The sequence below is a fragment of the Xylanivirga thermophila genome, from assembly GCF_004138105.1.
In the GTDB taxonomy this organism is placed as follows: Bacteria; Bacillota; Clostridia; order Caldicoprobacterales; family Xylanivirgaceae; genus Xylanivirga; species Xylanivirga thermophila.
This window is the reverse complement of the sequence record NZ_RXHQ01000030.1, coordinates 1-13,277: the sequence shown is the minus strand read 5'-3', so window position 1 is coordinate 13,277 and position 13,277 is coordinate 1. Positions and strand designations below refer to the sequence as shown.

General features: G+C 38.2%; 11 protein-coding genes, 1 pseudogene and 1 riboswitch. Of the genes and pseudogenes, 11 read left to right on the top strand and 1 reads right to left on the bottom strand.

What is annotated here, in order from left to right:
- Positions 1 to 146: 146 nt before the first annotated feature.
- From cysK to EJN67_RS11380, 8 genes and pseudogenes are all read left to right on the top strand, one after another.
- Entirely contained in the window at positions 147 to 1,082 is a 936-nt protein-coding gene (gene cysK / locus EJN67_RS11415; protein ID WP_129724438.1) for a cysteine synthase A, read from the top strand.
- Between the two features lie 105 nt (positions 1,083 to 1,187).
- A pseudogene (locus EJN67_RS11410) lies at positions 1,188 to 1,372 on the top strand (GntT/GntP/DsdX family permease); the annotation flags it as partial.
- 101 nt (positions 1,373 to 1,473) lie between these two features.
- Positions 1,474 to 1,659, top strand: a riboswitch (cobalamin riboswitch).
- A gap of 136 nt (positions 1,660 to 1,795) precedes the next feature.
- Positions 1,796 to 3,322 carry a DUF4430 domain-containing protein gene (locus EJN67_RS11405; protein ID WP_129724437.1) on the top strand — a complete coding sequence of 509 codons (1,527 nt, stop codon included), beginning with the start codon at positions 1,796 to 1,798 and terminating at the stop codon, positions 3,320 to 3,322.
- A 24-nt stretch (positions 3,323 to 3,346) separates the two neighbouring features.
- Entirely contained in the window at positions 3,347 to 5,245 is a 1,899-nt protein-coding gene (locus EJN67_RS11400; RefSeq protein WP_129724436.1) for a DUF4430 domain-containing protein, read from the top strand.
- A gap of 55 nt (positions 5,246 to 5,300) precedes the next feature.
- Positions 5,301 to 6,263, top strand: a complete 963-nt coding sequence (locus EJN67_RS11395) for a DUF4430 domain-containing protein (RefSeq protein WP_165000850.1) — start codon at positions 5,301 to 5,303, stop codon at positions 6,261 to 6,263.
- Position 6,264: 1 nt separating this feature from the next.
- Complete coding sequence (locus EJN67_RS11390; RefSeq protein WP_129724434.1) at positions 6,265 to 7,185, top strand: energy-coupling factor transporter transmembrane component T; 921 nt, start codon at positions 6,265 to 6,267, stop codon at positions 7,183 to 7,185.
- Positions 7,158 to 8,792: an ABC transporter ATP-binding protein gene (locus EJN67_RS11385; protein ID WP_165000849.1), complete on the top strand. Its 1,635-nt coding sequence runs from the start codon at positions 7,158 to 7,160 to the stop codon at positions 8,790 to 8,792. The genes EJN67_RS11390 and EJN67_RS11385 overlap by 28 nt, the downstream gene beginning before the upstream one ends.
- 13 nt (positions 8,793 to 8,805) lie before the next feature.
- The gene (locus EJN67_RS11380) at positions 8,806 to 9,444 is read left to right on the top strand and encodes an ECF transporter S component (RefSeq protein ID WP_129724432.1); all 639 of its coding nucleotides are present in this window, start codon (positions 8,806 to 8,808) and stop codon (positions 9,442 to 9,444) included.
- Between the two features lie 6 nt (positions 9,445 to 9,450).
- Here EJN67_RS11380 and srtB read toward each other — a convergent pair whose 3' ends face one another.
- The gene (gene srtB / locus EJN67_RS11375) at positions 9,451 to 10,131 is read right to left on the bottom strand and encodes a class B sortase (RefSeq protein WP_129724431.1); all 681 of its coding nucleotides are present in this window, start codon (positions 10,129 to 10,131) and stop codon (positions 9,451 to 9,453) included.
- Between the two features lie 213 nt (positions 10,132 to 10,344).
- On the opposite strand from srtB, the gene vanG reads away from it, so the two are divergent.
- Genes vanG through EJN67_RS11360 form a run of 3 tightly spaced genes read left to right on the top strand, consistent with a single transcriptional unit; the run spans position 10,345 to position 13,186 of the window.
- On the top strand, positions 10,345 to 11,409 hold the full coding sequence (gene vanG / locus EJN67_RS11370; RefSeq protein WP_129724430.1) for a D-alanine--D-serine ligase VanG: 1,065 nt from the start codon (positions 10,345 to 10,347) through the stop codon (positions 11,407 to 11,409).
- Complete coding sequence (locus EJN67_RS11365) at positions 11,406 to 12,161, top strand: M15 family metallopeptidase (protein ID WP_129724429.1); 756 nt, start codon at positions 11,406 to 11,408, stop codon at positions 12,159 to 12,161. Before vanG ends, EJN67_RS11365 begins: the two co-directional genes overlap by 4 nt.
- Positions 12,162 to 12,166: 5 nt before the next feature.
- Positions 12,167 to 13,186 carry an acyltransferase gene (locus EJN67_RS11360; RefSeq protein ID WP_129724428.1) on the top strand — a complete coding sequence of 340 codons (1,020 nt, stop codon included), beginning with the start codon at positions 12,167 to 12,169 and terminating at the stop codon, positions 13,184 to 13,186.
- Positions 13,187 to 13,277: the final 91 nt, after the last annotated feature.

The following is a 13,277-nucleotide window of genomic DNA, read 5'->3' as shown; positions in this document are numbered from 1 at the left end:
ATTAGAATTATCTATTGACATTATAAGAGTTATATCATAAAATACAACTAAACTACTAGGAATACTAGGGAATGTATTTTTGATATAATCCCTAGTGAAACAGTAGGATAACTACATAATATAAAAATAGTATGGAGGTTGTTGAAATGTCAAAAATCGCAGAAAATCTAACAGATCTTATAGGAGATACACCCCTTTTGGAACTGTCAAACTATAATAGAAAAAATGCATTGTCAGCAAGGATAATTGGAAAACTTGAATATTTTAACCCTGCCGGCAGTGTAAAGGATAGGATAGGCTATGCCATGATAAAGGATGCAGAGGAGAGGGGCCTACTCAAAGGGGATAGCATTATAATAGAGCCTACAAGTGGTAATACGGGTATAGCACTAGCTTTTGTGGCAGCGTCAAAGGGATACAAAATAATACTTGTAATGCCAGATACCATGAGTATAGAACGGAGAAAACTATTAAAGGCATATGGAGCCGAACTAGTTTTAACCCCTGGTGCTGAAGGTATGAAGGGTGCGATTAAAAAGGCAGAGGAATTGGCTTCAAAAACTCCGAATGCATTTATACCGGCTCAATTTTCAAATCCTGCTAATCCACAAATCCATAGACAAACTACTGCCGAAGAGATATGGAGAGATACTGATGGTAAAGTAGATATATTTGTAGGTGGTGTTGGCACAGGTGGTACCATAACCGGAGTAGGCGAAGTTCTCAAAGCCAAAAATCCAAATATAAAGATTGTAGCGGTAGAACCTAAAGACTCTCCAGTATTATCCGGTGGCAATCCTGGTCCCCATAAGATACAGGGTATTGGAGCAGGTTTCATACCCGATGTATTAAATACAAGCATCATAGATGAGGTGTTTACGGTGGAGAATGGGCAGGCCTTTGATACGGTAAAGGCTTTAGCGCATACCGAAGGCTTATTGGTAGGTATATCATCTGGTGCAGCTGTATTTGCAGCTACTGAGATTGGTAAGAGGCGGGAGAATGTAGGTAAAAGTATAGTAGCTTTACTTCCTGATAACGGTGAGAGATATTTATCTACTGCACTTTTCCAAGAAAATTAAATTGAAATAAAAAATATAAGATAATATATGATAATAATTTTTTAGCAAGCATAAATGAAACTGCAGGTCTTCATAAGTCTGCTCATAGTGAGCATGGATCCTGCATTGCTGGTTATTGCCATTGCATCTGGTGCTACTGTACTTTCCCACGTAAACGATAGTGGATTCTGGCTAGTAAATAGGTACTTTGGTATACCGGAAAAGGATACATTAAGCTCCTGGATGGTTATGAAAACATACTTGGTGTGGTAGGCGTATTAGTAACATTAATAATAAGTATATTTGTATAAAACCGTAATTGAGAAAGTCCGTAATTGATCTTTATGATTGATTATGGCTTTTCTAAATTTTGTGGGTTCTTTTCATCTAACTTATGATATAATAGTCTATACAATAAAATAAGGTATGAGGTGTCCGGTGTTCGGGCCGGATGAAAAGGGAAAGCGGTGAAAAGCCGCTACAGCCCCCGCTACTGTAAATGGGGATTAAAAGGCATATATGCCACTGGGTATACTGGGAAGGCAGCCTTTAAAGATGATCCATGAGTCAGGAGACCTGCCTTATACTGTGATTTACGTTTCCTTCGGAGGGAAGGAAGGGTGACTTTTTTCATAGCAAAGCTATGTCTATTTAAGCTGCGCATAAAAGCTCTCTTTCTAAGGAAGGAGGGCTTTTTATATTTCTAAAAGACTAAAGGGGAGGGGGAGGTGAGATTGAGAATAGGTATAAAGAAGTTATCTAAAATCATATGCCTTATAACTATTTTATGCATTGTATTTTCATCCTGCACATTTGATCGTTCCAAAGAAGTGCCTGAGGCTCCGATCGAAGAATCGGATGTTATCCACACAGAATACGAAAAGGAATTTATAGAAAAATTCTATAAGGAAAAGGACATAGATTCATGGTGGAAAATAGTAGCCATAAAGGCTGCAGGAGGGGATATACCTTCTGATTCTAAGGATATGCTGGATAAAAAAAGCGCTTCCATCAATGCACAAAGTCAGGCTACCGATTATGCTGGATGTATTCTAGGATACCTATGCATGGAAAATGATCCTACCGATCTATTGATCGAGCTGGCTAAAAAGCAGCAGGATGATGGCTCTTTTGGTCCTATAAATGCCCATATATGGTCAATGATTGCCTTGGATACGGCAGCATATACATATGATACAGATAAAGCTATTACATATATTTTATCTAAGCAAAATGAAGATGGTGGGTATGCCTTTGAGGGTTCAAGCGATCCGGATATGACTGGGATGGCTATGATAGCCTTGTCAAACCATAGGGATAGGGCTGGAGTAGAAGAAGCCATAGATAGGGCAATATCTTACTTAAAAGCTGTTCAGCTACCTGAAGGAGGTTTTGAATCCCTAGGTAGTGAAAATTCAAACAGCATATCTACAGTAATATCAGGGTTGATAGCAGCAGGCGAGGATATTAACTCTTCTAGTTGGATCAAAAATGGCAATACCATGTTAGATGCCCTTATGAGATTTAGACTAGATGATGGTTCGTTTTCATATCTGCTAAAGCCTAAAAAATATAGTCAAATGGCTACATACCAAAGCTTTATTGCCATATTTGATATACAAAATGGTGAATCCATATGGCAGAGTCTAGGGCATGAATGGGAGCAAAATAGTGTTGCAAGAGATGATGCCGAGGATGAAAAAGATGAAAATATTGAGTCTGTAAAGGTAGAGGAAAAAGCCCATAAAGATAAAAGCCACATGGAGGTTCAAAAGGCAGAGAAATCAAACAAGGTTGCCTCTCAGAAAAAAGAAGAGCCACAGTTACATGCGGATGATGCTAAAGAGGATGGAAATGCAGAAAAGTTAAAAAAAGAAGAAGTACCGAAAAAAGTTGTAGAACCTCCGAAAGAGCAAAAGATACAAGAAAAAACAGAGGAAAAAATAGGTGTACATGTGAAGGTAATAGGTTATGGTGGCAAGGTATTCTTTGATGATGAGGTAGAGCTCAAAAAAGATGAGGCAAATGGTTTTAGTGCCCTTAAGGCTACTAAACTCCCCTATAAATCAGCATATGGGGATAGTTATATTTCATCCATAAATGGGGAGGCGGAATTTGAGCATGGAGATCTTTCAGGATGGAAGTTTAAGATAAATGCTAAAATCCCAAATATGCCCGCAATAGACTGTGAACTCTCTAAAGGAGACAGGGTGGAATGGTGGTATGCACTGACTGCAGAATCCACTGGACCTGGAGAATAGATATAAAATAGGAGGTAATTTATCATGATGCAAAACAGAAAAAGAATATTGTCCCTTGTGCTGGTATTGGCACTTATGCTGTCATTATTTCCGGCAACAGGTATGGGAAAGGCGTATGCGCAGGATGCGAAAGCTGTTAAGGTGGGTGTACGAATAGAGTCTTTTGACAGAAACATCATACCTTACACCGAGATGGAGGTGGATAATTTTGACCTGGATGAGTATGGCTATGGTGAGGTAAAGGCAGAAGATGGGCCGGTAGTACTCCATGCTGTTGTAAAAGCCATTGAGTCTGTAGGGAAGGATGCAAAGGATAAAAAGGTATTAGATGCAGGCAAAGGCGATTTTATAACTACCATAGACGGTGTATCCATGGGCAGCACTGGTACAGGTATGGATGGCTGGATGTACTATGTAAACGATGAAATGCCGCCGGTTGGTATAAACGAATATTCCCTTAAGGATAATGATAGGATAACTGTAGTATTTGTTGAAAACTATAATGCAGCCTATACATGGTTTGATAAAACCTATGTAAAGTCAGGTACAGGAGATGAGATTGCCCTTACATTAAATGGTTTATCGTATGATATGGATGAACAGAAGATGAAGACAAGCCCGATTTCAGATGCAAGCATACTTGTAAATGGCAAAGAGCTTGTACTTGATGGTAAAAAGGTTAGGACGGATAAGGATGGCAAGGCAGTATTTAAGCTAGATGAGTTAGGAGAGTATGATATATCCGCCCAGAAGTTTGATGAGGATGGCAAGGTCAGGATCATATCAAGACCCTATTGTAAAGTTCAAATAGAGGGCTCTTCAAAGGGGCCGGTTCCCGTTAAGAAACATGTATCCCTTGATAAGACATTGAACAAAACCAAAGCATACTATAAAAATAATAAGACTGAGCTATCTTCCTGGTGGGATATGGTGGCAGTCTATTCATCAGGCGAGGATATAAAAAAGGCACCATGGAAATTGCCGGAATGGAAGAGCGAGGATATAAAATCAGATGCTGCTGCAGGTAGCTATGCAGGATATATACTAGGGCTTATGGCAAAGGGCGAGGATCCTTACAATGTATGGAGCAGAGATCTGGTGGGAGAATTGGTGGAAAAACAGAAAGACAATGGTGCATTTGATAAAATAAGCGGACATATATGGGCTATGATAGCACTGGATGCAGCAGGTGCAGATTATGACAAGGCGGGAGCTATAGATTATCTTATAAAACAGCAGAAAAATGATGGAGGATATGCGTGGGGTGAAGATAATACGCCTGAGGCAGCAGGGGATCCGGATATGACAGGTATGGCACTTGTTGCCCTTTCAAATCATAGGGAAGTTAAAGGTGTAGAAGGGACAATAAAAAAGGCATTGGATTATCTAAAGGAAACTCAGTTGCCTACAGGGGGTTTTGCATCTTGGGGTAATGACAATGCAAACAGCGTAGCTACCGTTATATCAGGCCTTGTTGCGGTAGGAGAGGATGTATTATCCGATGCATGGATAAAAGACAGCAATACCATGTTAGATGCATTGGCAAGATTTATGCTGGATGATGGTGCTTTTTCCTATGTGCTAGATCCTAAAAAATCAAACGGAATGGCCACATCTCAGGCATTTATCGCCCTTAATGACTTAAAAAATGGCAAAACGGTATGGAATAGCTTAGGCATTACTAAGTCAGTACCAAAAGGGGATAAAGACCTAGATAAGGATCAGGATAAGGTGGAAGATAAAAAGACCGAAAAGGTAAATGAGGATATAAATACAGATGCAAATCAAAAGGATAAAACAGGGACTAAGAGTCCTAAGACGGGAGATAAGGGCATATATCTATATATGCTATTGGCAGTAATGTCTGCAGCTATATTAATGTATCCAATTTATGGTAAGAAGAGGAAAATGTCTACAAGATAAAATAATAGGGGTACCTTTTGGTGCCCCTTGTTTATAATGTGAGAAGGGAATGAAGATGAAAAAAGCAAAGAGAATTTGTCTGATCCTTATTCTTATATTATGCATGACTATTTTAGGATGTTCATACAATGGGTCAAATTACAATCATATGGAAGTTAACTTGCGGGTTACTCAAAACTTTGGTGAAGAGGTAATATTCGATGAATCGGTAAAGCTGGATAAGGATTCATCGGCCCTTGATGTATTAATGGACAATCTAGAAGTTGAGGTTGCATATGGTGGCGGTTTTGTAAATGCCATAGAGGGGTTAAAATCGGGCTTTACAGGCGCAAAGGAAAAGGATAGGCAAAAGAATGATTGGTTTTATTTTATAAACGGCATAATGTCAAATACAGGCGCGGGGGAATATATGCTAAAATCAGGAGATGTAATATGGTGGGATTACCATTCGTGGGATGATACCACATTTACCCCTGCAGTGTGTGGATGTTTTCCCCAACCTTTTATAAACGGATTTGGAGACGAGGATCCTAAGGTTACCATCTTATACGGTGATGCATTTAAGGCGGAGGCCTTAGAGCTAAAGAATTACCTGGAAAAACAAGGCGGCAAGGATATAGGGCTAAAGGCATATGAAGCAGGGGATTTAAATGTGGATGACAATATGTACATCGTAATAGATACGGTAAGCAGTATTATGTCCAAAGCTTACTGGCAGGGTATAATGAAGAACAGACAAAAGACCGGGTGGTTTGCTGAAATAGGTGAACAGGGCATTACAGGATATGATATATCAGAGTCTAATAAAAAGATATATAAAAAAGATGCAGGTGCAGTTTTAGTGTCCGGTCAGGGAATGGGTGCAAACCCTGTGTGGCTCTTTACCGCAATGGACGGGAATGTATTAAAAAATATCATAGAAGATGTTATAGATAAGCCTGAGAAGTTAAAAAATAAGGCGGGAGCCATATATTATGATGGCGACTTTATAGCACTTCCTCTCAAGCAGGAAGGGTAATATGTTTATATTTAAGCCGGGAGATTTCTTTTTTCAAAAGATACATCCTATAGCACTTATCATATATATCCTGACACTGTTTTCCATAACGATCATATCCAATCATCCGGTTATATTATGCACTGTCCTCATAATAACAGTGTTGTCTGTCATATCTGTAGGTGCAGTGGGTGATATAAAGGATAGTTTTGCCTTTATATTAAGGATGACCCTCATCTTTATCATCATAAACTGCCTTACAAATAAAAATGGCAGGACCATCATATGGCGTGGGCCTAATATACCCGTATTTGGAAGGTTACAGATATCACTTGAAGCCTTAATATATGCATTGATGATGGGTATAAGATTATCAGGTGTTTTATCTGTCTTTATACTCCAGAATAAATCAATGAATCCAGATGCCCTATTATCATACATGGCTTTGATTTTTCCAAGGTCCGCCCTTTTAGTGTCCATGACTACCAAAACTATACCCTACTTGGCACAGCTGTCAAATAGGGTAGGTGAGGTCATGTCGGTTATGGGACTCGATATAGATGGTAAGGGATATAAAGGCACCGTAAAAAATAGGTTACCTATTATAAAGGTGATCTTTATGTCATCCATAGAGGATAGCTTATCAATTGCGGAGAGCATACAGGCGCGGGGCTACGGCAGTGGCGGAAGAAGCCGATATTTTACATACAGGTGGAGGATGCGGGATACTGTAGTTTTAGCCTCCTCCATATGGGCGATTATAAGCTTTATTATACTGGCAAGGAGTGGAGGGATTTTTTATAGGTATTATCCACGCCTTGGTAAAATAGTTTCATTTAAACAGAATATACATGTCTATATAAATCTATTGATAGGGCTGTCTATACCGGCCTTTATGGGATGGGGGTGGAGATATTGCAGATATTTAAAATACAGAATTTAATATACTATTATCCGGAACGGGCCTATAGGGCACTTGATGATATAACTCTCTCCATAGATGAGGGGGAGTTTGTATTTTTAGCAGGGCGCTCGGGGTGTGGTAAGTCCACCCTTCTAAAGACCATGGCCGGTTTGTTGCCAGACTTTTACGGTGGCAGGATAGGAGGGAGTATAAGGTATAGGGATAGGGAGTTGAGGGAATGGGATAAATCTAAGTTGCCATGGGAGATAGGCATGGTGTTTCAAGATCCTGAAACACAGGTATGCATGACTGTGGTGGAACATGAGGTGGTCTTTGGCATGGAAAACCTAGGTGTGCCCCTAAACGAGATGAGGCAGAGGGCAGCTGAAAGTATGGCCATGCTTAACCTTACCACTATAAAGGATAGGAGCATTTTTGAAATATCAGGTGGTCAAAAGCAAAAGGTGGTTTTAGCAGGCGTCCTTGCAATGCATCCAAAGGTGCTCATATTGGATGAACCCACATCCCAATTAGATCCAATTGCTGCAAATGAGATTTTGGACTATATATATAGGCTGAATAGGGAATGGGGTATAACAGTAATACTCTCGGAGCAGCGCATAGAGAGGTGTTTTGATATGGCAGATAGGATGCTCGTAATGGATGGTGGCAGTATAGTGTTTGATGGTACTCCCAGAAGCGCTGTGGCGTGGCATGATGATAGGCTTAAATATTTTATGCCACCCGTATCTAATATATTTAGAGGGGCGAATATGGACTCTATACCCATAAATATAAAGGAAGGCAGGGAAATTATAAAGAAAATGCCTTCTGTAAAGTGTAAACCTTCCATATCGAATGAAAAACCTAATATCAGGGGCGATATACTGGTAGAGGGTAAAAGGGTTAATTATGCCTATCCAGATGGAGATTTTTCCGTGAAGGATCTAAACTTTACATTCCATAGCGTCGAAGTATCAGCCATATTTGGTGAGAACGGTACTGGAAAGACTACATTGCTAAAGCTCATATCAGGTATATTAAAGCCTAAACGGGGTAGCATCCGAACATATGGGGATGTTGGGTACATATCCCAGAATCCAAATGACTATCTGTTTTCAAATACCGTATATGACCAGCTATTGTTTGCCCTTGATTTAAAGGGAATAAAGGATGATGGCAGGATAGATGAAATGCTAAAAAAGCTCCATATATATAAGTACCGGGATGTAAATCCTAGGGATCTATCAAGTGGTGAAAGGCAGCGGGTAGCCATAGGAACTGTAATGGTGTCTAATCCATCAATAGTTGTAATGGATGAGCCAACAAGGGGTATGGATGGGATAGTGAAGGAGGCTTTGTGCAGTATAATAGATGGCTTTGTAGAGGATGGTAAGGGTGTAATTATGGTAACCCATGACATGGAGTTTGCAGCAAAGATTGCAACACGGGCCATCATAATGGCCGATGGCAGTATAGTAGCTGATGGGGAAATTCATGATATATTAGGCAGCTCATTCTATTATTCAACTCAGACGGCAAGGCTTTTTAGGGATATAAGTCCTGATGCCATAACAGCTGATGAGGGCATAAGCGTTTTAAGACAGATAGATGCTAAGGGGCGTATTAAGACAGATAGATGCTAAGGGGCGTATATAGATGAATAGTAGAACATGGTCATTTATTAGTCTTTTTGTCATAGGGTTGTCCATCGGAGGATTTTTTATACTATATGAAAAGAGGCGCATGTCGCCTAAGGAGATCGCATTGGTTGCCAATCTATCGGCCCTAGCAGGCCTTGGAAGGGTACCCTTTGCAGCTATTCCAAGTGTTCAGCCTACTTCTTTTCTGGTGATTATATCTGGTTATGTATTCGGTCCTGTTACAGGCTTTGCAGTGGGTGCTTTGGCAGCAGTATCCTCTAATATATTCTTAGGTCAAGGCCCATGGACTTTGTGGCAGATGATATGCTGGGGTCTTATGGGTGTAACGGGGGGGATGTATAAGAGGATAGGCGGGAGGGGGGACAGGTTTACCCTTTCCGTAATAGGTGCCATATGGGGATATCTCTTTGGCTGGATAATGAATATATGGCACTGGGTAACCTTTGTGTATCCATTGAATCTAAAGTCATTTATAGCGACCTATGCATCAAGCTTTTGGTTTGATACATTGCATGCATTGGGAAATGTGATATTTTTGTATTACCTAGGTCCTGATGTGATAAACGTGCTTGAGCGATATAAAAGGAGGCTCAAGGTATATGAAATTCCTCCGGAGTCACTGGATAAAAGATAATACATATTATTCTGTGGATCGGGCGTGTATAACCAGCCTGGCATCATTATATTCATACGTGCAGGTAGAGAGGGTTAAAATAGTCTCTTTTTCCGAAAATTCAACATCTGACGGGAAAAGGGACTTTTCCTTTATCCTGTTAAAAAAATTAGAGTAGTCATTGCCATCCTTAAAAGATATCTGGGTATATGGATCATATGCGTCTGTTATATATACTGAAAAGATCTCATATGGGATCTTTTTATCATACATATCTACATATATGAACCTATTTTTATCAAAGAATGTCTTATCCTTGAACTTCACAAGATCCTTAAACATGGTGCCATCCTTCATATGGTGACCATATATTATAATGTTTTTATCATCTTTAGGATTATTTTTATAGTCCATAAATATTGCACCATGTCTGTTTTCATTTCCATCTATATCATGATTAAGATAATAGGAATTATCTTCCCCCTTCACTACGGGGTAGTTTATCTTAGTACCGGGGATATTAATCCAGCATATGATATTATCGTTTATTTTTTCTAACTTTTTTATATCCCTTTTGCCTTCATCATATATCTTTGCAGTTTTTCCATATAGATCATTGGTCTTTTTAGAGTCTACAATATACCTTGATATTTGGAATATGGAAAGTGCAAACACTATTATACATATAAAAATGATAACCCTTCGCATATCAAAGCCCTCCGAGAAAAGTATTATCTTAATTATAATGGAAAAAGGATAATAGAACAATATAACTCTATTTCATAAGAAAATCTTAAGATGTTTATAAAAAATATTAAGATGTTTATAATGTAAACTTAAAACATGGCCTATCCAACTTCGTTAAAATAAAATTGACGAGTTGGATAGGCATTATATGTTTTAAAGGAGGAATATTTAGATATGTATGAAAAAGAAGAAAATAGGAAAAAAATCGCAATTCTATTTGGTGGATGTTCCACTGAGTATGATGTATCAATTCAATCTGCATATGCAGTAATTAAACATCTTAATCATGAGTTGTATGAGGGTGTTTTAATTGGAATTACAAGACAAGGCGAGTGGTTTAGGTATTATGGTGATCCGGAAAGAATTCAGGATAATACATGGTTTGCAACCGGAGAATGTAAGCCTGCTTTTATTTCCCCCAATAGGGAGGATCATGGGCTGATTGAGTTTTATGAAGATAGTTTTAAGATTACAAGGATAGATGCAGCATTTCCAATATTACATGGTAAAAATGGTGAAGATGGTACAGTGCAAGGGTTGCTTGAGCTTGCTGGTATCCCTATTGTTGGTTGTGATACCCTTTGTTCAGCATTATGTATGGATAAGGAGCTTGCACATACTGTGGTTAAATCAGCAGGGATTAAAATACCTTCTTCCATTGTTATTAAAAATGGCATGGATTCTGAAGAGTTATTAAGCAAAACAAGGTATCTTTCATATCCGTTATTTGTAAAACCAGTAAGGGCTGGTTCATCATTTGGTATTACAAAAGTATACCAAAAAGAAGATCTGGCTGAAGCTGTTAAAACTGCTTTTGAACATGATGAAAAAGTTATAATTGAGGAGAGTATTGATGGATTTGAGGTTGGATGCGCTATATTAGGTAATGATGACTTAACTATTGGCGAAGTAGACGAGATAGAATTGTCACAGGGCTTTTTTGATTATACAGAGAAATATACGCTAAAAAGTTCTAAAATCCATATGCCAGCAAGAATTGATATGAAGACAGCGGAACGTATCAAGCAAACAGCTATGATTATATATAGGGCTTTAGGTTGTCGTGGTTTTGCCAGAGTAGATATGTTTTTAACTCCAAGTGGAGAGATTGTTTTTAATGAGGTAAATACGATCCCCGGTTTTACTGCACATAGCCGTTATCCAAATATGCTTAAGGGTGTAGGCCTATCATTTGAGGAAATCATAGAAAAATTGATAAGGTTGGCAACGGAAGAATGAAAAGGATCATATTAGAAAAGGAAGCTATTCATAAGGGTAATCTTATACTTGTAAATAAAAATTACCCCATTGTTACAAAGGACAATCAAAAATTTTTTACCCCTATTGATATAAATTGTACTGATATTCTTTTAGAATCTAGAGCCGTTATAATGCTTTCAAAGCTTATGCAGGCATTAAATTGTACAGATGAAATTGTTCCTGTTAGTGGATACAGGACATTACAAGAACAAGAAAAAATATATAAAGATTCAATAAGGGAAAATGGTGTAGATTTTACTTCGAAATTTGTAGCGCTTCCCAATTGCAGTGAACATCAAACCGGATTAGCAATTGATTTAGGGGAAAACAAGCCCAATATAGATTTCATACGTCCTGATTTTCCTTATACCGGAATCTGCCAAAGATTTCGAGAAAAATCAGCACAATATGGGTTTATAGAACGCTACCCAAAGGATAAAGAATTAATTACAGGTATTGCCTGCGAGCCGTGGCACTTCCGTTATGTTGGATATCCCCACTCCCTGATTATGCAAAAGAATGGCATTACCCTAGAGGAGTATATTGATTATACAAAAAAAGCTCCCTATGAGGGGCGGCATCTGACAATACAAAGTGGTACACAATCCCTTGAAGTTTGCTATATAAAAGCGTCTGCATCATCTGTAACGGTCGTTGAATTGCCAGATGATACCTATTGCCAAATATCAGGAAATAATGTAGATGGTTTTATCATGACGCTATGGAGGTAAAGGGAATGTATAAAACAAAGGAATATGAAGGAATTGATTATTTTAGGGTTATTGCTGCCATGCTCATTATAGCTATTCATACTTCACCATTATCTTCTGTAAATGATACAGCTGATTTTGTCTTTACACGCATAATTGCCCGTATTGGAGTACCCTTTTTCTTTATGACGACAGGATTTTTTCTATTGCCGCAATATATAGGAAAAACAGGCCCTAGGGATAACCTAATACGATTTTTCAAAAAAGTTTTAAGACTCTATGCTATAGCCATATTGTTATATTTACCTGTTAATATTTATGCCGGCTATTTTAACGATACCTCGTTATTTCCAAAAATCATAAAGGATGTTGTGTTTGATGGTACATTTTATCATCTGTGGTATCTACCAGCGGTTATCATGGGTGTTGGGATTGTATATGTTCTTTTAAAAATGTGCAAACCAAAAAACGTATTTTATATTACTGTAATGCTTTATGTTGTAGGACTTTTTGGTGACAGCTATTATGGAATAGCGCAAAAAATACCGTTTTTAAAGTCATCCTATGATTTAATCTTTAAATTTTCCGATTATACAAGAAATGGTATCTTTTTTGCTCCCATATTTCTTTTCCTTGGAGGGATGATAGGAAAAAGCAATAAAAGGGTACATGTAAAAAAGCATGTTATGGGATTGATAGTATCAACTATACTTTTGCTGTCGGAGGGGCTGTGTCTCAATAATTTTTCATTACAACGTCATGATAGTATGTATTTTATGCTCTTGCCGTGTATGTACTTTCTATTTCAGTTAGTGCTTTTATGGCAGGGTAGAAGTAAAAAAATCCTACGGAAGGTTTCCATGTGTGTTTATTTAGTCCATCCCTTTTTTATCATTTTAGTTAGAGGTTTTGCAAAATTAACAGATCTTAGCTGGCTTTTGATAGATAACAGTATTGTGCATTATTTAATGGTTGTTATTACATCATTTATATTTTCATTTTTTTATAGCACTGTAGCCTCTCGAAAAAGAATTGGAAATAGTTAAGGCTAACCTAAAACTGGAATATATCGAGATGCTACGGCTGATTTTGTAAAAGAAATAAAATTGAACGTTGAGAAACGCATATTGTAGTGAT